At 70.5% G+C, this 23,753-nt stretch carries 18 protein-coding genes; 9 read left to right on the top strand and 9 right to left on the bottom strand.

Translation table 11 applies throughout. The features are described from left to right. Positions 1-1,200: 1,200 nt before the first annotated feature. Both OG556_RS39855 and OG556_RS39850 read right to left on the bottom strand, forming a co-directional pair. On the bottom strand, positions 1,201-4,215 hold the full coding sequence (locus OG556_RS39855; RefSeq protein ID WP_331742793.1) for an SMC family ATPase: 3,015 nt from the start codon (positions 4,213-4,215) through the stop codon (positions 1,201-1,203). Then, the gene (locus OG556_RS39850; protein ID WP_331745354.1) at positions 4,215-5,369 is read right to left on the bottom strand and encodes an exonuclease SbcCD subunit D; all 1,155 of its coding nucleotides are present in this window, start codon (positions 5,367-5,369) and stop codon (positions 4,215-4,217) included. The genes OG556_RS39855 and OG556_RS39850 overlap by 1 nt, the downstream gene beginning before the upstream one ends. Before the next feature lie 313 nt (positions 5,370-5,682). Here OG556_RS39850 and OG556_RS39845 point away from each other — a divergent pair, with 313 nt between their 5' ends. Then, positions 5,683-7,611, top strand: a complete 1,929-nt coding sequence (locus tag OG556_RS39845; RefSeq protein WP_331742795.1) for an AAA family ATPase — start codon at positions 5,683-5,685, stop codon at positions 7,609-7,611. Here the strand turns inward: OG556_RS39845 and OG556_RS39840 are convergent. After that, a complete protein-coding gene (locus tag OG556_RS39840) occupies positions 7,583-9,181 on the bottom strand; it encodes an IS1634 family transposase (RefSeq protein ID WP_331742799.1) in 1,599 nt (532 codons plus the stop codon). The two genes, OG556_RS39845 and OG556_RS39840, sit on opposite strands and share 29 nt — an antisense overlap. A gap of 128 nt (positions 9,182-9,309) precedes the next feature. After that, a complete protein-coding gene (locus tag OG556_RS39835; RefSeq protein ID WP_331742801.1) occupies positions 9,310-9,549 on the bottom strand; it encodes a hypothetical protein in 240 nt (79 codons plus the stop codon). A gap of 602 nt (positions 9,550-10,151) precedes the next feature. On the opposite strand from OG556_RS39835, the gene OG556_RS39830 reads away from it, so the two are divergent. Together OG556_RS39830 and OG556_RS39825 are read left to right on the top strand one after the other, a co-directional pair. After that, a complete protein-coding gene (locus OG556_RS39830) occupies positions 10,152-10,400 on the top strand; it encodes a peptidase inhibitor family I36 protein (RefSeq protein WP_331742803.1) in 249 nt (82 codons plus the stop codon). Beyond that, complete coding sequence (locus OG556_RS39825; protein ID WP_371523058.1) at positions 10,397-10,534, top strand: hypothetical protein; 138 nt, start codon at positions 10,397-10,399, stop codon at positions 10,532-10,534. The genes OG556_RS39830 and OG556_RS39825 overlap by 4 nt, the downstream gene beginning before the upstream one ends. A 246-nt stretch (positions 10,535-10,780) precedes the next feature. Here OG556_RS39825 and OG556_RS39820 read toward each other — a convergent pair whose 3' ends face one another. Further along, on the bottom strand, positions 10,781-11,788 hold the full coding sequence (locus tag OG556_RS39820; protein WP_331742805.1) for a hypothetical protein: 1,008 nt from the start codon (positions 11,786-11,788) through the stop codon (positions 10,781-10,783). Positions 11,789-13,448: 1,660 nt separating this feature from the next. Here OG556_RS39820 and OG556_RS39815 point away from each other — a divergent pair. From OG556_RS39815 to OG556_RS39805, 3 genes are all read left to right on the top strand, one after another. Beyond that, positions 13,449-13,646 carry a hypothetical protein gene (locus OG556_RS39815; RefSeq protein WP_371523059.1) on the top strand — a complete coding sequence of 66 codons (198 nt, stop codon included), beginning with the start codon at positions 13,449-13,451 and terminating at the stop codon, positions 13,644-13,646. An 895-nt stretch (positions 13,647-14,541) separates the two neighbouring features. Then, on the top strand, positions 14,542-15,108 hold the full coding sequence (locus OG556_RS39810; RefSeq protein ID WP_371523060.1) for a hypothetical protein: 567 nt from the start codon (positions 14,542-14,544) through the stop codon (positions 15,106-15,108). Positions 15,109-15,549: 441 nt separating this feature from the next. Continuing rightward, positions 15,550-17,370, top strand: coding sequence for a hypothetical protein (locus OG556_RS39805; RefSeq protein WP_331742814.1), 1,821 nt, complete (start codon positions 15,550-15,552; stop codon positions 17,368-17,370). A 40-nt stretch (positions 17,371-17,410) separates the two neighbouring features. On the opposite strand, the gene OG556_RS39800 is transcribed toward OG556_RS39805, so the two are convergent. After that, the gene (locus OG556_RS39800) at positions 17,411-18,247 is read right to left on the bottom strand and encodes a nucleotidyltransferase domain-containing protein (protein ID WP_331742816.1); all 837 of its coding nucleotides are present in this window, start codon (positions 18,245-18,247) and stop codon (positions 17,411-17,413) included. Between the two features lie 201 nt (positions 18,248-18,448). On the opposite strand from OG556_RS39800, the gene OG556_RS39795 reads away from it, so the two are divergent. After that, positions 18,449-18,670 carry a helicase associated domain-containing protein gene (locus OG556_RS39795; protein ID WP_331742818.1) on the top strand — a complete coding sequence of 74 codons (222 nt, stop codon included), beginning with the start codon at positions 18,449-18,451 and terminating at the stop codon, positions 18,668-18,670. Positions 18,671-19,373: 703 nt separating this feature from the next. Here the strand turns inward: OG556_RS39795 and OG556_RS39790 are convergent. After that, entirely contained in the window at positions 19,374-19,859 is a 486-nt protein-coding gene (locus tag OG556_RS39790; RefSeq protein ID WP_331742820.1) for a hypothetical protein, read from the bottom strand. A 356-nt stretch (positions 19,860-20,215) separates the two neighbouring features. Here OG556_RS39790 and OG556_RS39785 point away from each other — a divergent pair, with 356 nt between their 5' ends. Next, positions 20,216-20,440 carry a hypothetical protein gene (locus OG556_RS39785; RefSeq protein ID WP_331742822.1) on the top strand — a complete coding sequence of 75 codons (225 nt, stop codon included), beginning with the start codon at positions 20,216-20,218 and terminating at the stop codon, positions 20,438-20,440. Between the two features lie 587 nt (positions 20,441-21,027). On the opposite strand, the gene OG556_RS39780 is transcribed toward OG556_RS39785, so the two are convergent. Further along, positions 21,028-21,939: an aminoglycoside phosphotransferase family protein gene (locus tag OG556_RS39780; RefSeq protein WP_331742824.1), complete on the bottom strand. Its 912-nt coding sequence runs from the start codon at positions 21,937-21,939 to the stop codon at positions 21,028-21,030. A gap of 23 nt (positions 21,940-21,962) precedes the next feature. Continuing rightward, complete coding sequence (locus tag OG556_RS39775) at positions 21,963-22,127, bottom strand: hypothetical protein (RefSeq protein ID WP_331742825.1); 165 nt, start codon at positions 22,125-22,127, stop codon at positions 21,963-21,965. A 340-nt stretch (positions 22,128-22,467) separates the two neighbouring features. Between OG556_RS39775 and OG556_RS39770 the strand changes: the two genes are divergently transcribed. Beyond that, a complete protein-coding gene (locus OG556_RS39770) occupies positions 22,468-22,890 on the top strand; it encodes a hypothetical protein (protein ID WP_331742827.1) in 423 nt (140 codons plus the stop codon). Positions 22,891-23,753 lie beyond the last annotated feature (863 nt).

Here is a 23,753-nt window from a genome sequence, read left to right as displayed (position 1 = left end):
CGGGATCGACGTCCACAGCGGGTCCTGCGGGCCGGGAAGGACGAGGTACCCGGCCGCCCCCGGCTCCGGGGCGGGAGCAGCGGACCGGGCGGACGGAGCGTCGGCGGACCGGGCGGGGGCACGGCGTGAGGACTCGGCCCCGCGTGCGCCTTCGCGCGGGGTGCTGCCGGAGTGGGCCGGGCCCGGCGGCCGGCCGCCGGTCGTGCCCGGACCGCCAGCGGTCGTTCCCGCAGCTGTGTCCGGGGGGCCGACGCCCCCTGCGGCCGGGAGGAGCGGGTCCTCGCCGGCCGGAGCCGTGCCGGTGCCGGTGGTACCGGCACCACCCGTGCTGCTGGTGCTGCCCGCAGCTGCACGGGAGAGACGTGAACGGGAGGAGGGCACCAAAAACTCCAAGGACGCAGAAGGAGTGAGGAGAGCAGACCGGCCCCGGCGGGCCGCCGGTCCGACCGGCCGGACCGGCGGGAACAGCCCGGCAGCGGGCCCGCGCGCGGGCGACAGCCAGCGCCCGGGCGGTGGGTGTACCCGCACCCACCGAAGGTGTAACGCTGGCCGTCAGTCTAGCCGCACCGGTACACAATGTGGGGCCGATTGTTGTAACGAGAACGAGTGAAAGGCGCGCTGTCCGGGGGCCGGCCTCACAGGGCGTGGCCCGGCGCGACACCCGGCGGCCGGGAGGCTCCCAGAACGGGCGGGTCGGGCGGGAGAAACGGATGGCGGACGGAACCCGTGACGGACCTGCAGAGGCTCCGGGCCGGCCCGCGTGGCGGCCGGACAGCGACCCGGGCGGCAGAAGCGGACGGGAGCGGGCGCGGGTGGCCGCCGGGGCACGGCCCGGGATAGCGGCGGCGGAGAAGCCACTCCCCCACCGGACCGGCCGGAAACAGCCCGGCAGCGGGAGGCAGCGGCGGGCCGGGAGAGCACACTCCCCCGCCACCCCGGCCGGAGCCGCAGGGCCGCCGCAAACCACGAGCTGCAGGCTCTGAGCTGGCCTGACGGCCGACGCAACGACGGGCGGAGACTCACGAGCAGGCCGGACGGGGACGACGACCGGGCGGGACGGCGGGACGGCACGCGCGGCGAACATGGGAGGCCTGCGGCCGACACGTCTTGCCAAGCCTCGTACCAGCTGGTCAGGCCCAAGCAGCGATCCCGCTTGCCTCAGCCTGAACCGTCAATCGGGCCGGTTCGGCTGAGGACGGTTCATATGTCTGCGTCGACCAGCGGGTGCACGGTGGAGCCGGCCTGATGGCGCTTCTTGACGTGGAGCTGGGTGGGGATGCGGCGCCGCAGCTCTCCTACATGGCTGACCACGCCAACTGCCCGGTTTCCGGCTCGCAGGTGGTCGAGCACGTCCATGACGTCGGTCAGGCTCTGCTCGTCGAGGCTGCCGAAGCCCTCGTCGATAAAGAGCGTCCCCAGCGGCCGGCCACTGGCTTCCTGGGTCACGACGTCGGCCAACCCCAGAGCCAGGGCCAGAGCGGTGGTGAAGGTCTCTCCGCCGGATAGGGTGGAGGTCTCGCGTTCCACGCCCGTCCAGTCGTCACGTATGCGCAGGCCGAGGCCGGCTTTGGCGCGGCCTTGTCCGGTCTCCTTCTCGTGGCTGTGGCGAAGTTGGTAGCGGTCGTTGGTCATGATGCTCAGGCGCTTGTTGGCCGCGTCCGCGATCTGTTCGAGGCGGCCCGCGAGGACGTACGCCTCCAGCTCCATGCTCAGCGTGTTGACCGCGCCGGTTCCGGCTGCGACGCTGGCAAGACGGTCGACGAGCGCGCTCTCGGCCCTGAGCGGCTCCGCCGCTGCCACACGAGCGTCCAGGTCAGCGGTCAGGTGGGCCAGGTTCTGGGCGCGCTCCCGGGCCTGCTGGAGCTTGACGGCCGCGTCGGTGGCGCTGCTCTCGGCGTGCGCCAGGGCTTCTTGTGCCACTGCAGGGTCGGCTTGCGGCTGGCGGGCTGCTTCGAGGAGTTCTGCTTCGGCGAGGATGCTGTCGACCACCGCGAACTGCTTCCCCCACTGCTCCAGTTGCTCGTGCCACTGCTGCAGCACCGAGGAGGAGGAGAGCGCTGCGGTTGCTTCGTCGAGGTCGGCGAAGCCCGCTTGCATGGTGGCGTCGGCAGTGGTGCGCTGTGTCTCGGCCAGGTGTGCCTTGGCGCTCTCGGTGGCCTGAGCGGCGTCCAGGGCGGTGGCCAGGCGATCGGCAGTGGTGGTCAGCGAGGTGAGCCGCTTGGTCAGTGATGCTTCCTCGGCGCGCGCCTGTGTCAGGACGGCGGCGAGCTGGCTCTCCTGCTGGGCGAGCAGGGCGCTGCGGGCCTGGATCTCGGTCAGCGCTTCGCGGGTGCGGTTGCGCTGGTTCGTTTGTGTCTCGTGCTCGTTCTGGAGGCGTGTCAGTGCTTCTTGGGCGGGATGCAGTTCGGCTGCTTTGGCCCGTGCGCGGTCTTGGGTGGCTGTGGCGTCGGCGAGCCTTGCTTGAAGGTCGGGTACTGGATCGGTTCCGGCGGCCCCGATGGTGCGGGCGTGCTGTGCGGCGAGGTCGCTGCGCAGGTTCATCGCCTCTTCGTGGGCGTTGCGGGCCTCGTCGTAGTTCTCTTGTGCGGTGTCCTCGTCCTGGCGGGTGGGTTGGTCTGCGGCGGGCCGGGCGGGGGCGGGGTGAACGGGTGATCCGCAGACTTGGCACGGCTGGCCGGTTTCCAGCACGGCGGCGAGCTCGCCCGCCATGCCGTCCATGCGGCGCTGCCGCAGGTCCAGCCAGGTCTGCTGTGCCCTCAGCATCTCCTTCTCGCGCTCGGTCTCATTGGTGGTGGCGCGGCTGAGCTTGACGGCGAGGGCGTCGCGTTCGACCGCGGTCGCGAGCTGAAGTGCGAGTGACTTGTGGGTCGCTTCCAGGGACGGCAGCTCTTGGACGGCACGCTCGAGATCGGCGATCTTGCCGGTGTGGTGTTCCAGGGTGTTGAGCCAGTCCTTGAGCCAGGCTTCGGCCTCGTCGTATTGCTCCTGGGCGTGCTCTTCCTTCTCGCGCAGGGTGTCCAGTTGCTCGGACAGGGCCGCGTGCCGCTCCTCCTCGGGCAGCAGGCCCTCCAGTCGTCCCTTCTCGGCGTGGAGTCGTTGCTGGGCCGCCTGCAGTCCGGGGATGTCCTCGCTGGTGTCCTGTGCGTCCAGGAGCAAACGCGCGCGGCTCTCTGCGTCCTTCGCGGCTTTCAGGGCCTTGGTGTGGGCTGCCGTCTGGTCGAGGAGAGGGCGTAGCGGCTCGGCGCGGCGACCGGCCTCGAGTTGCCGGCGCAGGCGCGGGTGGTCGGTGGCGGTCTCCTCCAAAGCGGCGCGCTGGGTGAGTGCCGTTTGGTGCCGGGCTTGCTTCCCCGCCAGGTCGCTGGTCTTGCTCAGGTGGTCCTTGGCGGCTTGGTAGGTCTGTTCGGCCTGCTGCGCTTGTGCGGCGGCTACTGTGCAGTCGTCCTCGGCGGTGGCGGTTAGGCGTCGTGCCCACGGGAGCCAGGCGGTGAGGTGACGCTCGTCGGGCCGGGCGTCGGTGCGGGCTGTCAGGGTGGGGCCGGCCTCCTGGTCGATGCGCTCTGCCAGGAGCAGGACGTGTGCGGTTGCACCGTCGGCCTCACGGTGGAGGGCTTTGGCGCGGTTGGCGAGCCAGACGGTCAGGTCGCGGAAGCGCCGGGTGCCGAACAGCTTGCCGAGCAGCTTGCGGCGTTCTTCGGCGCCCGCGTGCAGGAACGCGGCGAACTCGCCCTGCGGGAGCAGCACGACCTGGCAGAACTGTTCCTTGGTCAGTCCCAGGATGTCGGTGACTTCCTTGTTGGCTTCCTGGTGGCTGGAGGAGATCGCCTGCCAGTGGTGGGCGCCGTCGGGACCGGTGGTGCGCTCCAGGAGCTGGACGGTGGCTTCGGCGGTGGCGATGCCGTTCTTGGCCCGGGTGCTGGGATAGCTCTGCTTGGGCGTACGCATGATCTTGAAGCGGCGGTCCGCCGCGGTGAACTCCAGGGCGACCGCGGTGCGGATGCCAACTTGGGCGTGGTGGCTGCGCAGACGGTGCTCGGTGCGCTGGCCGGGCACTCTTCCGTACAGGGCGAAGCAGAGCGCGTCCAGGACGCTGGTCTTGCCCGCTCCGGTGTCGCCGTGCAGGAGGAACACGCCCGAGTTGGTCAGTTCGTCGAAGTCGACGGTCTCGGTGCCGGCGAAGGGACCGAAGGCCGTGATGGTCAGGTGGTGAGGGCGCATCAGCTGGCCTCTCGCTCAGCGGCGGCGGTGCGGACCTCTTCCAGTCCCTGCAACAGGAGCTGCTGCTCGGTGTCGGTCGCGTGGCTGTGGGTGACGTAGCTCAGGAAGTCGACGGCGATCTCGTGGTCTGTTCGTCCCTCGACCCGGGAGCGGAACGTCGTGTCGTCCGCGGGCTGCTCTTCGGCGGTGAAGGTGAGCTTGAGGATGTGGGGAAAGCGCTGCCGCAACTGTTCCATGGCCATGTAGGGGCGGTCCGGGTCGGTCAGGGAGACATGCAGCCAGCACTGCTCGAACCGGGTGTGGTCCGGATCCTTCAGGAGGTCCTTGAGGTTGCCGGTGATGTGGTGAAGCGGTCGTGTCACCGGGCAGGGGATCTTCTCGGCGGTCACGCCGCCGTCGGCGCCCAGGTCGACCAGCCACATCGCCTTGTCGTAAGGGGCCTCGGAGAACGAGTAAGCAATCGGGGAGCCGCTGTAGCGGATGCGGTCGCTGATGGTCTGGCAGCGGTGCAGATGTCCAAGGGCGACGTAGTCGGCGCCGGTGAACACCGCCGCCGGAACGCTCGGGACGCCGCCGGCGCTGATGTCGCGCTCACTGTCGCTGGTCTTGGCGTCTGTGACGAAGGCGTGGGCGAGCACGACGGACCGGGTTCCGGGCCGGGCGGCCAGGTCCGCGCGGACCCGGTCCATCGCAGCGGTGAGCACGGCTTGGTGGCTCGCAGCCTCCGCGCCAAGGCTGACGTGGACCAGGGCGGGCTCGAAGTAGGGCAGGCCGTAGAAGGCTACGGGCCCGTGCTCGTCCTCGACGACGGCGGGGCGCGCGCAGTCGGAGGGATCGGTACGCAGGTGGATACCGGCCCGTTCGATCAGGCGTGCGTTGACTCCCAGGCGCCGCGGGGAGTCGTGGTTCCCGCTGATCATGATCAGTGGGACGCCGAGGCCGGCGAGTTCTTCGAGGACCCAGGTGAACAGGTCGATGGCGTCCAGCGGCGGGATCGCACGGTCGAACACATCGCCGGCAACGGCGACGACCTCGATGTTCTTGGTGCGGACCAGGTCCGCCAAAGCTTCGAGGAACGCCCGCTGGGCTTTGATGAGCGACTCGCGGTGCAGGGAGCGGCCCAGGTGCCAGTCGGAGGTGTGCAGGATCCGCATGCGCAGCGACAGTACCTGACGCACGGTCTCCCCCGCGAACGAACTTACACATCAGCTGAGTTCGCTAGTCTCAGGAGACGGTCGGCGGGCAGTGGCTTGGTCGCCGAGGGCCTGTCCTGCACTCATCTGGGCAGGAGCCCCAGCTGGCGGGCCCTTGGGGGCGCCAGGCTGCCCGCGTGGAGTGGGGCGGACGTTCTAGGATGGTGTCCCTCACATCATCACAGTTATGTGCCAGCAGAACTGACGGTGCGGCACCCCTGTCGCAGTGGTCGTTGGTCGGGTTGGCCCCCGGAGCCATGGAGCGGTCGAGGCAGTGCACCTGAAGAGCTTCAGCATCAGCGGGTTTCGATCGCTGACCGACGTCGCCGACATCCCGGTGAGCAGGCCGACGATCCTGGCCGGGCACAACGACGGGGGCAAGAGCGCCGTGCTCGACGCGCTGGCGTTCCTGCTGGGCAAGCGGTCCCTGTCCGACGACGACCGCAGCTACAGCGGCACCGACACCGAGCAGGAGCCCGGTGAGGGTGCCGGCCGGATGCCGAGCACGAGCGTGACCGGGGTGTTCCTGCTGGACGAGTGGGAGCAGGGCGCGTTCGACCTGCCGGCCGAGGTAAGGGCGCGCCGGTGGGCAGCTCTGGAGGCTTCGCCGCTTCTCCAGGTGTGGGGGCCAGTGCCCGACGACGAGCGACTGGCGGACCTGTCGCGGCATCTGGTGCCCGCGTTGAAGGCGTTGGTGGCGGAGCTGGGGCTGGCACCGCTCTCGCAACGGCGGGCCGACCTAGAGGCAGCGTTGCGGCAGTACGCCGCCGGGCACTCCGCCGAGGGCTGGGGCCCGGCCCCTGGCGGCTTCGACAAGCGCATGCCGGCGTTCCTGCCGTTCGACGGCAAGGCCGCACGGCCCGACGACCAGATCAAGACCGCGCTGAGCGGCCGCTTCCAGCACCACATGGCCGACCCCGAGCTCAAGGGCCGCCTGGGCGCGATAGAGCTGGACATCCAGGAGCGTCTTCGGATCGACGCCAAGTCGCTGTGCGAGCACATCCAGGACCGGTGCCCCGACCTGGCTGAGGTCTTCGTGGAGCCCGAGGTGTCCTTCACCCAGGGCTTCCGCGGCGCTCCGCTGCGCATCGCCCGCGCCGCCGGAGAGCCGGTCGGGCTGGAGCGGTCGGGGCTGGGCAGCAACCGTCGCGTGTCCCTGGCGATCTGGGAGTGGAACAACGAGCTGCTGATAGAAGAGGAAATCACCGCCGCGGCGGAGGACTCGGCCGACGACGGGGAACCGGTGGCTCCGCCCGTGCAGACCATCGTGGTCTACGACGAACCCGACACCCATCTGGACTACGACCACCAGCGGCGGATCATGAACCTGATCCGTGAACAGAGCGCACTCCCCCACGTCAGCGTCATGGTTGCCACGCACTCGATGAACCTGATCGACGGCGTCGACATCAGCGACGTCGTCCATCTGAAGCTGGAGAACCACCGCACCATGGTGGAACGGCTGGGCGCGGGCGTGGTCGGCCCGGCCATAGACATCCACCTGGGAAAGATCGCCGCCGCAGTCGGACTGCGGAACACCGTGCTGCTCCACGAGCGCTGCTTCCTGGCGGTGGAGGGCGACACCGAGCAGCGTGCCTTCCCCGTGCTGTTCCGGCTGTGCGAGGGAATGTCGCTGCAGGCCGCCGGCATCGCCCTGTGGGCGTGCTTCAACAATGAAGGCGCGCTGCACCTGGCCCGCTACCTCGTGGAGTGGGATCGGACGGTAATGCTCGTGGTCGACGCCGACAGCCGCAATGTCAGCAAGAGCATCTTCAAGGAGGCGAAGCTCACCCAGTTCTTCGGGACCAGCGCTGACCGGTACGTGAAGTTCCTCGGCGAACCGGACCATGCCGCCGAGGGCCAGGAACGCGACAACGAGCTGGAGGAGATCTTCACCGACCCAGTGTGGGCGAAGGTCGCCAACAAGGCCTGGCCGAAGGAGGAGGGCGAGTGGTCGGCGTCCGATTTCACCGCGCTGCGCGCCCCGGGCAAGAAGTTCAGCGAGCAGGTCAAGGAGCTCCTTCAGGTCGGCAGCCCGCAGGGACCGGGTGGCAAGCCGGACATGATGTACACGCTCGCCGCCACGCTGGACACCCCCGATGACGTCCCTCTCCAGTTGCGCTCGGTCTTCTCCGAGCTCAGGACGCTAGCCCCGTACTTCGCGGGTCGCCGTTTCAGGTCATTGGCCAGCGGGTTTGAGTGACTTCGATGCCGAGGAGGTCGAGGAGGTGGAGCTGGACTCCTCGGCTGATCTGGACGGTGGGTGGATCGGTGACATTGCCGATCCGCAGGGTGAGTTCGCTCAGGTGGTAGAGGATCATGCGGCCTGTGGGCCGCACCCGGCGGTTGTCCGGGTAGAGGCCGACCATCGTCTGCTCGGGGCCCAGGGCTTGTCTGACCTGGCGCTCGATCAGGCTGAAGACCAGCAGGGCCAGGCAGATGACCTGGATCAAGGCGGCGACGCGGTGGTTGTGCTGCACGAACAGCGGGGTGACCGCCAGGGGGCCCTTGAAGTCCGCGTAACGGCGCTCGACCGATCCCTGGCCCTTGTACTGGATCAGGACCTGCCCAGGGTCGGCCTGCTCGGGGGCCAGCGCCGTCAGCAGCGCGTACCAGCCGTCGGCTGCCGCCTCGTCGTCCAAGACCTGCTGGTCGAAGTGCCAGGCCAGGGTGGGCCTGCCGTTGTCGTCCTCGCCGATCTCGGTACGCAGGCAGGAGGCGACCCGCCGGGTCTTGGCGATCACGCCGATACGGGCCGCGATCTTCTCGACGGTGTTGTAGTACTTGCCGCCGGCTCCGCGCTGGACCTTGTCCAGGTCCTCGGCCGCGCGGGTGAGACGTTTGTTGCGGGCGGCCTGCTGGCCCGCAGCGTTGCCGGTGGAGTGGACCAGGATTCGGCGAACGCTCAGGACCGGGTCGCGCTTGCGCGGACCGTTCAGGGTGTGGACGTCCTCCAGCACCCGGTAGACCTCGCGCCGGGCGGGGTCCTTGCCCGCGTCGCGGTCGGGCACCCAGTCCACGACAGTGGCGGCCTCCAGGTCCAAGGCGGCATAGAAACCGTCCTTGACCTGGGCCGCCGGGACAGGGGCGATGAACGCCGTCCCGGCTGCCAGCAGTGCGGCGACGTTCGGGTAGGAGACCAGTTTGGAATCGGCAACCAGCAGGAAGTCCTGTTCGCCGGCCAGCTTCCGCAGATCCTTCATCGCCCCGACCACCTGGGACACCTCAGCCGCGCCCCCGCCGAAGACCCGGGCGTGGACCGGGATACCGCCGTCACCGGTAACCGCGAGCCCGGCCTGGACCTGCTTCAGGTCCACCCGGCGGTCCTTGGGATGACCGTGCTTGATCACCGGGAACGCGTCGTCCTGGTCTTCCAGCGGGTAGGCCCCGTGGACGGACATGGACGTCATGTCCCAGTGCAACCGCGACACGTCGATGCCGAACTCGGTGATCGCCCGCGCGCCGACGGTGCCCGCGAGTTGCTCCAGCTTCGGGGCGATCGCGTCCAGTGCCCGCGCGAGGCGGTCGTCGTTGAGCAGGCCCGCCTCGATGCCCAGGACCTCCTCCACTGCCCAGGTCCGGGCCCAGTCGCCAACCCGGAACAGCGGTATCGGCGAGGTCAGCCGGTTCGCGACCAGCGCCTCGATGACCTGCCCGTGCGTCAGGTGAGCGCTCGGCGCGGACGGGCACAACCCGTCGACGATCCCGGCCACGTCCAGCCGGCGCAGAAACTCGGCAGCGACAGGCAGAGCGCCCAGACGCTTCTCCACCACAGACGTCACCACGCACTCAAGGCGCTGACGCTGGGACCGAGGCCGCGGGGACCGGGAAGTCATCGACACACCCGGCTAACGCCCACAGCCTCGCCCCGGATACGACCGAACCCCCTACTCCAACCGATTCAACGACCCGCGAAGTACGGGGCTAGCGGGATGATCGCAGCCGACAGGGCCTGCCCGTCGGGCCGCTGACGGGCCCGGCGGGCCTGCATCCGCTCCTTGCGCTGTTCCAGCGTGGGCGGCTCCCACGTGTGCCAACCAACGGGCGGCTTCCAGCGCTGCATGTGCTGGCGCTCCTCCACACCGCACCAGCGGCAGCCGCCGGGTGAAGGTATGTGCACGTCGAGACCCTTCGCGGGCATGTCCACTCCTCTCGCGACGTCTTCGATTCTGCCCCCTGGCACTGACATCACGCGTGCAGGCGCATGGCCAAAGAGTCGGCCGCACACGAGGGTGCTGAGCCTTCGGTCAGGTCAGCGTCGCCGTCGTGGTCGGGCCCGCGGGCGGATGCTGCTCACAGCACGCTCCTGGGGAGCTCGGATTGGACCCACGAGCGCAAATGGCGGCTTCCGGTCCCCGAGTACCTGTGGCTCGGGCCCCTGGTCGACGCCCCGTCCTGGACGCCTGCCCAGCCGACCGGCAAGTACATCAGCCTTGAGACGGGACAGTCCTCAACGCCAGGCGCGCCTGATCAGCGTGTCATGCTCTACTCCCCTGCGGTCTCGCCCGTCCACCGCACCCGAACGCCGCCAGCGCCGGGATCCAGCGCGTCGGTGGGGTCTTCGAACGCGAGCACCCTTCGGACAGCTCCTTCGCGTGAATCCCGGTCCCCGGCCGCATGCGGAGACGGTTCGGCGGCACAGGTCCCTCGAGACCGTTCGTGCTCCACTCCGTCTGCCGCCCGCCGACGCTTGCCGTCAAGCCACCACCGAGGCACGCGAGGTACTACCGAAGGGACCATCACATGCGCAGCCTGCGTGTCCGTTCGTCGTTGGCGTTCACCGGTGCGACCGTTGCTCTGGGAACAGTGCTGGTCGGTGCGGTGCCGGCCCAGGCCGCTCCGGCGCAGCTCCGTGACAAGATCGCCTGTCCCCGTGGGTTCGTGTGCATCTATCCGGAGATCGACTTCGTGGGGCAGCCGTACGTGAAGCGGGCCGTCGACGGGAGTGTTCGGCATCTGCCGGACTACATCCGGGGGCGAGGAGCTCGGTGATCAACAACAGTGGCCGGACGGGCCGGCACGTGTGTGTGGGGCGCGAGGGAGGGTCGATCAACGACCTGCGCTCGTACCAGCTCAACGATGTCACGCACTCACTGAAGGTCAACGACACGCTCTGCGGAGCATAGCCGGGCAGCACAGGCAACTGGTCGGCCCCGTTCGTGGCCTGCTCTGGACCTGCGGCTGGGCCCGGGGCCGAGGTGCGGCAGACCCCGAGCCAAGCCTGGGCCCGGCGCGCGATAGCGCCGGGCCGGGGGTGGGCTACCGCTTGAGCCTGGCGCGCAGGGCTCGGTACGTGGCGGTGCCGACGGCGAAGGCGAGGGCGGCGCCCAGGCCGCCGAGGAATTCGGGCAGCGCGGCGTACAGAATGTCGATCACCGGGTCGCCTCCGCCGCAGCCAGCGCGCGCTCGGTGTGGCGGTCGCCGAGGCGGTGCAGCTTGCGCCGCACACGCTCGCCGTAGGACTCGGGCAGGCCGCCGCCGGCGGCGGCCTGGCCCCAGGTGTCTCCGCTGCGGGCCCAGCGGGCGGCGACGGCGGCCTCGTCCGGTTTCAGCCCTCGCAGGACGGCGTGGATGCGGGCGTCGCCGATCCGGTGCTGCAGGGCCCGGTCCTCGGCGGTGAGGAGGTCGGCGAGCAGGTCCTGGACGGTCAGGCCGTCCTCACCGATCGCGGTGCCGGTAAGGAGGACCCGTCGGCTGGGGGTCTTCCCTCCTCCACCGGTCCTCCGTTCCCACAGCGGGGTCCATCGTCGGTGCTCGGCGGCGGTATAGGCGTGCAGGACGGCCAGCAGTTCGGGGCCGGTCAGGTAATGACCGAGGCAGTCGACCCAGTCGCCGAGCAGGCCGCTGATAACGGCGTCCCGCCACTCCTCGGGCCTGGCGCGTCCGAGCACATTGCGGGTGAAGTCGTCGACGGTCTCGTGGTCGCCCTCGATGGCGGCCCACCGGGCGGCGAGGGCTACCAGGAGCATCTGCTTGGTGGGCAGCACCACCCTGTACACACCGAACGCGACGTGGACGTAGCGGGTGAGCTCCTGCTGGTCGTTCACGGCTTCGACCGTGCAGCAGGACCACATCGTCTCGATGAAGTCGTAGGGATCGTCTATGAGATGGGAGTCGACGCGCCCCGTCTTGCCGAACGTGAAGTCGACCCTTCGGGGTGACCACTCGATCTCGGCGAGGCCGACCTGGACGAAGAAGCCGTCGAACTCGAATCGGTCATCGACGCCAGCAGTGAGTATCCACTTGGAGAGTTCATCCCCGAAGTGCCGACCCCCGGGCCTGGGAATGGCGCACTTCACGGCTTGGCCACTCCAGCCCCTCGACTGCGCGAGCGCAGCAAGCTCGGGCGGCAATGCGCACGGCTGGTCCGTGGTGGTCATCTCTTCTCCTCCGATCCGTGGGGATGAGGCTCCCTCACCCTCGGGCTCGGCAGGGAACCGGAGAGGCAAAGAATTTTGACTCGAACTGCGTGATCTGCGTCACATGGACTGAGGCTGTGATTGCGTCGGCAAGGTTGCCTCCTGCCGCTCAACGGATGTCATCTCATCCGTCACCGAGCGCCGAGACCACCGCGTGAACACGTGGGCGGTCGCCCAGGTGGTCCGTTCCACGAGGACAGGGGCAGCTGTCGCAGGAGCTGGTGGTAGCCGGTGGAGTCCCGCACGAGCGACTCCAGGTGGAGAACAGCGACGACCGCGGCGAGGCCTTCCTTGCTGGTAGTGAGGGTGCTGCCGGGATCCGGGGACCGGGACGGCGCCGGCCAGGGCGTTGCGCAATGCCGGTGCGTCGATCCCGGGGAGGGCGTCGGCCTCGGCCGAGGCGAGCGCGGAGCGCAGGATGTCGATGTCGGTGCCGCGGACCTTGAGCCCCTCCGGGGCCGTAGCGGGTTCCGTTGTGGGGTCGGGATTCTCCTGGAGTTCGCGGTAAGTCAGGACGGTCCGGCCGAGCGGGGTGATCCGGGCGGCCCACTCCGGCCGCGCGCCGTCGGCGGTGAGCTTGTCCAGGACGTTGTCCGGCGCGAGGTCGCACAGGCCGCGCTCGGCGACGTCCCGCACGGCCGCGCCGGCCCGCTACCGCTTCTCCAACGGCCTTTGTGCCCGTCATCCAGGCACCCGACGGCTACTCTCCGAGGTCTTCGAGCACGATCCACTCGTCACGACGCAACGTCACTAGATGCCTCCTCAGCGTGGTGATCGGGCGCCATCGTGCCACGCGCCCAGACCGGTTGTACGCGGAAGCCCGTCGTTCGCCGGGCACTCCAGGAACCTGTGGCCTCGAATGTGTCCGACAGGACGATGATCTGGCCGTGCGGGCACGGTGGCACAGGGGCGACCCCTCCGCAGGTGCTGGCGCAGCCGAACTGCGGGCCGCACCGACGTCGCAGTCGGCGGGCGCACGCGGAGGTGGTGATGGCCCACATCGGCACCGCCGGACCCATGGGCGCCATCGCCGAGCAGCAGTTGCGGAAGAAACAGGACGGTACGTGCCCGGGTGAGTGGCAAGGCGGGCCGAGGGGCCGGGCGCGGGTTGGTGGTGCCCGCCGGTGATGGCCCGGGGTGTGCGTCTCGGGGCCAGCGGGCACCACCGCCAGCGTAGCGGCGTGGGATCGACAGGGGCGGTGGGCCGGTGCGGGGTTCGCGGGGGCTGGTGGGTGCCCGGTTCGCCCTGCGGCCCGGCGCAGCGGCCCGCAGGGTAGGGGGCGGGGCGGGCCGTGTGGGCCGGCAGCGGTGTCCTCCGGCAGGGGTGTCGGTCGGTTCGTCGGCGGATTTCGCCTCCGTCGGCCCGGGTGGTGGCCGATGATGGGGCGTGCCGGGTCCGTGGAGGCGGCCCGGGGCGGGGGAAGGGGTCGTGTGTGGAGTTGACCGGTACGGGTCTGTGCGGCTCGCCGTGGCCGGAACTGCTGCCCGACCGGCGCCCCGTCCTGGTCGTGCCCGCCGTGGCCGCCTCTCCCGTCCTGGCCGGGGAGGATGGACGGCGCACCTGCCCGGGTGCGACCCGGCCCCCGGATGGTCCGCCGTCCTCGACGGGCAGCACCTGGCCGTGTGCCGGCCCGGCGGGCATCCCTGGTACGAGGGTCCCGTCGCCGCCGGCCGCCAGTGGCAGCGTGCGATCCGCGCACACCGCACCCTGCTGCTGGTCACCGGGCCGTTCACCGGTGTCCTCGACTTCAAGGCCGCCGCCGCCACCGGCGAGCTGCTGCTCCTGACGGTTGCCGCCCGCCTCACCGAACCGCCCTGACCCGTCGTCCGCCCCGGGCGGGGTGCGCCGACCCGCTCCAGCGGTGGAGGTGGACCGCCCGATCGTGCGGGTCGGTGGTGCTGAGGACCGTGAAGGCGGCCTCCGCGACCGTGGCGCCGGCGAGCACGTAGCCGCCACGGGCCAGCCGTTCGGCCGGGACGGCGTGTCGAAAACCGGTCGCCCGGTGCCGGCGACCGGCCCGCCGGGACCTCGACCGCGACGTCGCGACGTCGCGGTCGTGCGGGAAGTCCTGGCGGCGCCCGCGGGACCTCGGTGCAATAGCTGCCGCGACGACTCCCTTCACGATCCACCGCCCCGGGTTCCTGCGACTCACGGGCCTGCTCGACCCGGCGGTGCCGGCGGCCAGCGTGTTGTCGACGTGGGACGCGGGCGAGTGGGAGATGGCCGTCGGGGATCTCGCCGAGCAGTTCTCCGAACACCACACCCCGCTGCCGGGGCCGCGGCGGCGCTCCGCTGGTGCCCCGACCCGCAGGCGGACACCGAGCGGTGGTGGGAGGTCGAGGACTCACCCCGGGCCGCGACCGCGCCGCTTTGCCGACAAGTGGCAGATGCTCCCGAGCGGCTCTGCTCCAGCAATCCCCCGCTCTCCCATCCGACACCCCGCACACCCATCGGCCCGACTACCGACGTCCGAGGCGCGATCACCGCTGATGGAGGACCGCCGTCCAGATCGCAGAGAACCCTTCGTCGACGGGGGCTGAATCCGGTCATGTTCAGACCGCCGACGATGAGACACGGTGAGACAGCCTGGGACCCACGCGGACAACCACGGACAACCACGAACCTCCACGGACAGCGAACGGGCCTGGCCGAACCCGGGCGTGCCAGGAGCAGCTGTCGTTTCGTCAGGGCCAGGTCGCGCCACACTTCCAGCATGCCGAGCTTTCACGACAGGAAGGCGATCGGTGACGCCCATGAGCGACACGTCACCGAGGAACTCAACCACCGCGGCTGGGATGTCAGCCCCTGGGGCCAAGGAGTCATGGGCGAGCCCGTGCGCCTGGCCCTCCGCAGCACCGACAGTTTCCTTCGCTGGACCCCCGACCTCATCGCGGCCCGGGACAGACAGGTCGTCATGATCGACTGCAAGAGCCGGATGACCAGCCGGACCAGCAGTCGGCACGCCATCGAGAACGCCGCCGTCACCGCCCATCTCCAGCTCGTCGCCTGGACCCGCCTGCCGCTGTACTACGCCTTCGACAACCTCGACCTCCTCACCCCCGGCGACGCCCTCGGCACGGGTATCCACGGGCCGCGAACCACCGCAGGTTCCGGCGCGCCCTACCTCCTCGTCCCATCCGACCGTGCCCTCGCCTTCGACCAGGTCTTCGGACCGCCCCGCCGCACCTCGCTCCCCAGGGTGGCCTGTACCCCATCGCCCGCTGGTGGCCAGCCCCTCCTGCGGGGGCTTTTCTACACCCGGCGAGTCAGGGCTACGTGATGCAGGTGCGTTGATCTTCCGGATTCCTGCTTCAGCAACTCGCCAAGGTCTCGCGCGGGACGTCTGCCGTTGTACAGATCGGTGGAGGAAACCAGGGACTCGCGAATCCCCCGCCCGTACCTGCAAATGCATGCCTGCCCGGGTTACCACAGTGGACGGATATCACCCGCAGCCAGCGCGAGACCGTGATTGTCCCCTCCCATGTTCTGGCTCAGCGACAGTCCGCGTCGTAACACTTGCTCGGCCCCGTACTCGGGAGCACGCCGTGCGTGTTCACCGATCCGTGAGCGCCCGCGCACCGACCTGTCACGCCCGCGCGCTTCACCTGATCCGGCGGCGATTCCGGCCGCCCCCGTGACAGTACGTACCGACCGTTCGTTTCGGCCGGTCGGAAGCCGGCGTCCGTTCACCGGAACCGGGATTCGACGCAAAGGAGGCGGCATGGCACGGGAGTTCGCTTACGAGAGGCTGGACCTGACATCGGTCAACGGAGTCCGGAAGGTCGACCTCGACCATCCGGTGATCGGCGTGTTCGGGCCGATCGACACCGGAAAGACGACGCTCGTCGACGCTCTCGCCTATCCGCTCGGGTACGCCGTCAACTGGCGCCAGGTCCCCAAGGACCGTCTGGTCTCCGTCATGGTCGTCCTGCGGGTCGAGGGCATGCGGATCGCGCTCCGGCGTGCCCTGGGCAGCCGCGCGCACCTGGTGGAGCTGGTCGACCCCCGCACCGGGCAGGTCGACGAGATCCTCGATGTGAAGCCGGACCCGAGCAGCGGGCGGCGTACGGTCGGCGAGCTGCTGGTCGAGCTGCTCGGCCTGGCACCACTGTTCGCCCCGCCGGAGGAGGTCGCGATCGCGGGCGGGACGGGCCGGCTGTCGTTCGAGCACCTGTACCCGCTGTGCTATCTGAGCCAGGACATGGTCGACGGCGGGGAGCAGGTTCGCGGGACGAACACCGCCGCCAGCTACAAGGCCGTCGTCGAGCTGCTGCTGCATCTCACGGATCCATACACCAGGGTCCTCACGGCGCGGCTGAAGCTCCTGGGTGAGGCGGTGCGTCCCTTGAAGGCGCGGGTCGAGCACGTCGAGAAGTTCCTGGCCCGACCCGGGGCCCTGGACGAGAACGCGCTGCGGCACGAGCTCGAGAGCAGCCGCCTGGCGGAGCGGGAGGCACTCATCGCGCTGGAGGAGTTCAAGGGCCGCCAGTGGGCTCTGACCGTCGACCAGGATCCGCTGCGGCGCAAGGTCGCCAGGCAGGAGCGGGCAGCGGCATCCTGTCGGTCCGCGGTCGCGCAGGCGCAGGCAGAGGTGGAACGGCTGGAACGGCAGCTTCGGGCGATGCAGCAGCGCGCGCAGGCCGGTCCCCGCGCGGTCAGCCCCTGTCCGGGCTGCGGCGGCGACCTGACCGACCGGGTGGTCGAGGAGGGGTGCTGCCGGGTGTGCACGGAGCCCTGGGACGGGTCGCGGTTCGAGGCGCTGCTCGGCGCGGCCGAGGCCGAACTCCTGACGGCCGGCCAGGAGGCCGCGCGGGCAGCCAAGGAGCTGAGCCGTAAGGAGGCCGACCTGGCCGCCGCGCAGGCCGAGCTGGACGCCCATCTCGACGCCCAGATCGGCCCGATCGCGGGCAGCCTGGAGCAGCTCGTCGCCGCGCATGCGTCGGCGAAGGCTCGCACGGCCGCGATCGAGACGGACCTGGAGCCGCACGCGCGGCTTCGGGACTACCGTCAGGAACTGGCCCGGGCGATCGGCGAGCGGGACAAGGTGAGGCAGCAGCTGAAGGACCACCGTTCGATGCTGTCCGGTCGGCAGGTCGCCGTGCAGGAGATCGAGGAGTTCTTCCAGAACATCATCGAGGCCCTCGGCCTTCCGGGTGATCCTGGCGCGGCGATCGACCGCAGCACCTATCTGCCGCGGGTGCGGCGGGGGCCGCTGACCAACGTCGGGCACGGCCTGCGGACCGTGCTGAACGTCGCCTACCGCATGGCGTTCACCAGCCACGCGCTCGTCACCGGCGCCACCGACCTGCCGACCCTGCTCGTCATCGACTCCCCGCGTAAGAACGTCGGCTACGGGGACGACGACCAGAGGCTGACCAGCCGCCTCTACACCCACTTCCTCGACCACATCACCGCGGTGCGGCAGGGCGCCACCCTGGTCCGCCCCTCCCAGGTCATCATCGTCGACAACGACCTGCCCGCCGGTTTCCGCAACCGCCTGCACGTCGTCGAACTCAGCCGGGAGAATCCGCTCGTCCCCTGAAGCCCTTCCTTAGCTGTACGAGGACCGGCCGAGGCGAAGGTCAGCCGTCGGCCGGTTCGACGAGCAGGGCGTGCAGGGTCTTCGTCGGGTGGGGATTGAGGACCTCCAGCCACGCCTGCCCGCAGTCCAGGTATCGGGGCATGAACTGGAAGTAGTGCCAGCCCAGGTCGACAAAACACGTCCCCTCGGCCACCGCGTGATCCAGTCCCTTGCCGTGAAGGGTGACGGTCGACAGGTCACTGCCCCGGCCCTCGAGGAAGGCCGCGGCCGTGAGTGCGGCCCTGCGCAGGGGGCTGGTGTCGATCCAGCGCCGCTCGATGTGCCGGATGACGCTCCGGTCCCCGGGGCGGCCGTCGTCCAGGATCAGAGGGGTGACCGCGATCTCGCCCACGGTGTACCGGGTGTGGAGTTCGATGCGGGCGGGCCGGGGCAACAGGTCCTCGATGCCGGCGAACGCCGGGAGCATGTGGTCGCGCGGGGCGCTGCCGGCGGCAGGGTCCGGCGTGAGGGCCGCAAGTCGCTGTCTGGCGACGTCGAACGGCTCGCCCCGACGCCACAGCAGGGTGAGTGTGAACCCCTCTGCGGTGAGGGAGTCGCGGCTGCGAAACTGGAAGGAGATCCCCCGGGTGTTGCCCCGCAGGCCCTGCTTCATGGACGTGTAGGAGTCCTTGCCGCAACAGGAGGCGTGGAGGGATTCGCTGAGCCACCGCTTGTCGGTGCTGTGCTCGACGACCACGTCGATGTCCTTGGGTTCGAGGGCGCCACGCGCGTAGGACCCGAAGACGTACACCTCGTCGACCAGGCCCAGCGGCCATTGCCCGACCTCCAGCCGGTCGATCATGTCGGTCAGCAGTCTGGTACCGCGTTCGCGCTTCACTTCTGCACTCCCAGCTCTTCCTCGTGCGTCGAAAGGCGGTGGCTGGAGCGGCAGCGTCAGTACATCGTGTGGCAGGGGCTGATGGACGGGCAGAAGGGACGGTTGGCCGCTCTCGGTGTCGAGCCGTTGGTGGCCCCCGCCGGAGGCATGAAGGGCACAGCGGAGAGGGGTGCAGCGAGTGGGAGGGCTGCCGGCGGGAAGGTGAGCGGGTTCGACCGCGGCCTCGCCGCGCTCGCGCAGTACCGGGAGCGGGCCGGGTCGGTGACCGTGTCACGCGGCCATGTCGAGGAGATCCCTGATAACGACGGCGGGGTGGTGGAGGTGAAGCTCGGGGTGTGGATCTCCAACACGAAGACCCGCCGGGCCAAGCTCGCCGGCGAGCAGCTCGATCGGCTTGCCGCGCTCGGTCTCGACTGGCGCTGACCCGGCCGGGCCTGGTGCCCGCAGAGAAGCGTCCCAGGTCGTCTCTGCCGTCTGCCTGCCGCGTTGGAGGACGGCGGCGGGCGGGCGGTGTGGAGGCGGCCCCGCGGTCTTTCTGGGGCCATCGTGCCCCAACCCGCCCCGCCCCGCCGCGAGCGGCCGGCGCCAGCGGGACGCGAGAGAAGAAGAGGTCTGCCGCAGGCGCAGCAAACCCTCACTGCCACCGCCCCACCCAACCAACACCACCCACAAAGCCAAGGACAGGAAGGGGAAGGAGAGGGTTGTCGGGGTGGCGAGTTTCGCCTTGCCGGCCACTCACCATGGCATCTGACCTGTGGCTTTACCAGGAATCCGGGCGCAGCGGGCGGGAGGAGCGGTCACCGGTTCTCGCCACCGGTTGTCGTGCTGGTTAGCGCACCCGTTGTCGGACCGTGACCGTACGGGCCGGTGTTGGGGAGAAAAGTGGTGAGAACCGCGGGCTTTCGTACGGTGCTCGCCGCCACCGGGGCGGCGGGCACCGACTTTTCGAGGAGCCCGTGATGGCGATGCCGCCCGAGATCGACCACGCCGTGCACGGCGAAGGGACGGCCGGCTCGGGGCAGCTCGGGGCGGAGCGTGCGCTCCGGTTGCGCCGCCGGGCTTCATGGCCTCGACGGTGGTCTCGTGGCCGGCCGGGGCGCAGACGCGGTTCGGGGCTGGAACGGGGCTACAGTTCCCGGAGCCAGCGGTTGGCGTGCTCCGCGGTGGGCGCGTGGACGAAGCCGTAGCGCTGGCCGAGCGCCTTCGCGCCTGCCGGGGTTCCCATGTTCGTCTCGATCCGTTTGAACCCCGCTTCACGCAGCGTCTGGAACATGCGTTCCACGAAGGCGTCGACCATCGCCCGCCGGTGGTCGCGGTCGAGTTCCGGGACCGAGAAGAACCAGCCGATGTCGGTGGCCTCCTGGCCTTCTCCGCGTTCCGTCGGGATGCAGAAGAAGCCGCCCATGAGGTGCCCGGAGTCGTCCAGTGCCACCAGGTGTTTGATGCCGGGGCCGAGTCCGCCGTGGACCGCGGAGCGCGTGAAGTCCACGGGGTTGTCGACCGTGTACCCGCTGTCGTTGAACGACGAGTCCCGGAACGTGCGGCGCAGGGTCGTCTCGATGTCGTCCCATCGGGCCTTCATGAAGTGCTCGTCCACGAGCCTGATCTCCATACACGCCTCCAGCGGCGGCCCTGTGTGTACCGGCGAAGCGCCGGCCGGGGCTCACCGTCACGGTGACACCGCGTACAGCCGCCCCGCGACCGCACGCCCGCCGGCCGGATGACGCGGCCCCGGGGCGGCGGCAGGACGGACCCCCTACCCGTCGAGCCCGGCGGGGCGGGTGGACCAGGCCCCTGCCCGGGACGGGAACACAGCGCGTGCCCCCGGGGCAGTTGCCCGACCGCCCCGGGGTTCCCGGCCCGGCCTCGGCGCCGCTTTCACTGTCCTTGGCCTCGCTGCACCGTCCCCCGATCCGACGGGCGGCGGGCAGCAGGGCGAGCCGGCCCCCGCCGGGGTGCGGCAAGCGTGTGCGGGTCCGCGGCCAGCAGAGCGTCTCGGTGCACCGGCTGGCGCCGGACGACGGCAGGCAGGACTGGCCGCACTGGCACGTCGAAGGCCACTCGTTCGACCTGAGGTTCCGCGCGTCGGGCTTTTGTCAGTACTTCCGCGACACCCCGCGCCTCACGTCGGTCCAGGCCCTGTCCGCAGCCGAGCGCGGAGGCTGCTGCTTCACCGAGGTCGGTTTCGGCTGAGCAGGTTCGGTCCCGCGTCCTCGACCGGGAGCGGGTGACACCACTCGGCAGTACGCCACAGGCCGCGTCCCGAACCCGGTCTGGCCTGAGTTCAACTCCCGGCCGGTGGCGCCCGAAGTGGACCCCCGATACGGTCGCCACCGTTGGACCGGCTTCGGAGCGTCGGCGAGCGGCTGAGCGTCCTGCCCGCCCGCCTGTCGGCCAGGGCGGAGGTGCCGTCGCCGGCCCATGCGTCCCCACGGCACCGCGCTCGGACTCGGACTCGGACTCGGACTCGGACTCGGACTCGACTGACGCTGGGGCGGCCGGCGGCCCTGACGCCGGCCATGGGGCGCCCGGCCACCGGTGTGTGACCGCCACGGTGGCCGGGCTCTGGACCCCCGTGGCACGGGTCCGGACGGTGAAGAGGGGGATATCCACCATCCGGACCGCGTTCCCGACCACCGGTCCTCTTCTCACCCCGATCCGTCTGCGCAAACCACTGCGCCCGGGTTCCTGCGGGCCCGTCCGGCAGGCCTGCGGGATCGACGGTGACCGGTCGGGCCGGCGCCGGTTGTTCCGCACGGCGGGGCGGGGCGGGGCGGGGGTCAGGTGAGTGCTTCCACGATGCGGGCGCAGCGTGCCGGGTCTTCGGTGAAGCCGGCGCGTAGGCCCCATATCCAGTACTCGACGGCTCGCAGTAGTGCCCATTTGCGGGCGCGGTCGGGGTCGAGGTCTGCGGCGTCGGTCAGGGCGTCGATGGCCCATTGGACGCGGGAGGGGCCGAGTTCGTCGAAGCGGCTCCACAGCAGGGGTGCGACCTGGTATTCGAGGACGCCGCGGACGATCAGCGGGTCGACGACGGACCAGTGTCCGTCGGGGGTGCGTAGGACCTGGTCGTAGTGGAGGTCGTTGTTGACCAGGACGGTGTAGTCGTCGTGGGAGAGTTCCTCGGCCAGGTCCAGTGCGCGGTCGAGTGTGTGTCGGGGTACCGGGCGGCCGAGTTCCTCCCACTGGGCGGGGAGTTCCCGTCGGTGGCCCGCGGCGATGTCTGCGGTCGTGCGCAGGCCGTGGGGTGGCTCGATGGCCAGGTGCCGTAGCAGTGTCCCGATCACGGGGACGGCCTGTTGCAGTGGCACGTCCCGGAGCGGACGGGTGTGGTCGAGGCGTTGCAGGAGCATGACGCCCGCCGTGGGGTCGGTGTCGAGCAGGCGGACCGCGCCGTGGCCGTTCCACAGGCGTAGGGCGAGTACCTGTTCCTGCATCTGCTGGTCGGGCCATGTGACTTTCAGTGCCAGTGGCTCGGTGCCCCGGAGGACCGGCACGACGAGGCTGTTGTAGCCGTGCATGGGTGGTCCGTCGGGTTTCAGGTTCCAGTGGTCGCACCATCGGGTGACGGTGTCCGGCAGGGCCGTCAGCCAGCGGTGGCCCGCTTCGCCCTCGTGTTGCCAGCGGCCGAAGGTCCGAAGGGATTCGGGTACCTGCGTCAGGCGGTGTTGTTGCGGGCTTGCGGAAGTCACGGTGTCTCCATCCGGCGTCTCCGTCACGGTCTGGTCCAGGCCTTGTCGTCGGCCCGTTCCGCGCCGATCGGTGTGGTGCGGGTGCAGTGCGGGTGCAGTGCGGGCGCGCCGCGGTTGCGGTGCGGTGCGGTGCGGTGCGGTGCGGTGCGTCCGCAGGGGCGGGTGGGTCGACAGGAGATCTTATGCACCGGATGCCCTTGCCTGTCAGGTGAGTTACGCCGAGGGCCGGAGAACTCCCGTACGGATCCAGGACGGGTGTACCTGTGCGGGGGGTGCTTGTGCCGCCCGCCGGGCGTATCTGTGACCTCACGGGAGAGACCGCCTCGCCCTGATCCGTTGTGCGGCCCGGACGGGGCGGCTGCCGGGAAGCGCTCGCCGGCCGTCCCCCGCCCCCTGCACCCGGGAAGCAGTCCCCGGCCGTCCCGCGGCCGGGGTGGGCGGCCGCCGGGTCGGGGTTGTGCAACAGGTCGTCAACAGGTTCCGGTGAAACGGCCACGCGACCGTGGCCCGTGGGCAGATCATGTTCGGGTGCCGATCATTGCGAACCCGCCCCCGTCCCCGCCCGCCAGGCCGCCGTCCTGGGAAGACCGGCTGGAGGCCTGGGTCGGGATATGCGCGGCCCGACTGGCCTGGTGGGGCCACGACTTCACCGACGGCGCGTGGCCCGACACCGAGGACCTCGCCGTCCTGCTCGCCCGGACCGTGGACGAAGTCGCCGAGATCCCCTCGATGCGGCCGGCCCACCAGGCCCTGACCGCCGCCCTCGCCCGCGTACAGGCCGCCGAACGATGGCTCCGCCCCTACAACGCGCTCTCTCCCTCCATGGCCTGCGACCACCTGCGCCAGGCCGCTGAACACCTCCACGCCGCCCACCGCCACCTCACCGACACCGCGCCCCAAGGCCGTCCCAGCACCCCACCCCGGCGGGACCCCGCTTCCCCAAGCCCCTGACCGCACCAGCAACCCGACGACCCGACAACCCACGGCGACGGGCCATCAACCCGACCAGCCGCCGACGGACCGTCAACCCGGCCCGCGAGGAGACGAGGCGGCGAGGCGAGGCGGCAGGGCAGTGGCGGGGGCGCAGGGCAGCGGGCAGGGCAGCGGGCAGGGCAGCGGGACAGCGAAAGCGCCGACAACAGGACCCGGACAACAGACGACAAGCGACACCGACGCCGAAGAGAGCAGCGACCGAGACGACATCACCCCCGAGGCGCAGCAGAACAGGGCAAGGGGCACGGCCGGAAACCATGGAAGGGCTGCGGGAACAACGCCGACCAGGGACACCGGGCTCGGCGTCGTCCTGGCCATACGGGCACGACGACCACGCGGGGCACAGCAGGCCCGGACAGCTCGGGCCCCGGGCAGCCCCCTTGCCTCGTCCGGCCGGGGCCAGCAGTGCGACAGCCAGGCCGGGGGCGGGCCCGATCGGGGGCCTGGCCGGAGGGGGCGGCTGGCGCGGGCGGTCACCGACGGCAGACCGGGGCGGCGAACAGGCTCTCCCCACCCCCGAGGCGGGGCGGTGACGACGACCGACAGGTGAACCCCGACAACAGGCCACGGGCGGCGGCGCCGGAGAGAGCAGCGATCGGGACGACGTCGTCCCCGGGGCGTAGCAGGACGGGACGGTCGGCGCCTGCCACAACGACGGGGGCGCGGCCGGGGACGGCGGGAGGGCTGCGGGAACAAGAGTCGGGTGGGGCGCGGCCGGGCAGGCCACGTGGCACCGGGCGGTCCCGATGGCGCGGCGTGCGAAACGGGAGATCTTCCTGTCACGGATGGCTTCAGGGGGTTACCCGGGCGGGGGCGTGCCG

Origin of the sequence: Kitasatospora sp. NBC_01300 (assembly GCF_041435235.1) — a bacterium.
Taxonomy (GTDB): domain Bacteria; phylum Actinomycetota; class Actinomycetes; order Streptomycetales; family Streptomycetaceae; genus Kitasatospora.
The sequence above is the reverse complement of the archived record's forward strand: the minus strand, read 5'-3'. Positions and strand labels throughout refer to the sequence as shown.

Coding starts and splice junctions, on each gene's coding strand:
- OG556_RS39805 (WP_331742814.1), top strand. CDS start 15,550: ATGGCACGGGAGTTCGCTTACGAGAGGCTGGACCTGACATCGGTCAAC.
- OG556_RS39810 (WP_371523060.1), top strand. CDS start 14,542: ATGCCGAGCTTTCACGACAGGAAGGCGATCGGTGACGCCCATGAGCGA.
- OG556_RS39790 (WP_331742820.1), bottom strand. CDS start 19,859: ATGGAGATCAGGCTCGTGGACGAGCACTTCATGAAGGCCCGATGGGAC.
- OG556_RS39830 (WP_331742803.1), top strand. CDS start 10,152: ATGCGCAGCCTGCGTGTCCGTTCGTCGTTGGCGTTCACCGGTGCGACC.
- OG556_RS39820 (WP_331742805.1), bottom strand. CDS start 11,788: ATGACCACCACGGACCAGCCGTGCGCATTGCCGCCCGAGCTTGCTGCG.
- OG556_RS39855 (WP_331742793.1), bottom strand. CDS start 4,215: ATGCGCCCTCACCACCTGACCATCACGGCCTTCGGTCCCTTCGCCGGC.
- OG556_RS39850 (WP_331745354.1), bottom strand. CDS start 5,369: ATGCGGATCCTGCACACCTCCGACTGGCACCTGGGCCGCTCCCTGCAC.
- OG556_RS39835 (WP_331742801.1), bottom strand. CDS start 9,549: ATGCCCGCGAAGGGTCTCGACGTGCACATACCTTCACCCGGCGGCTGC.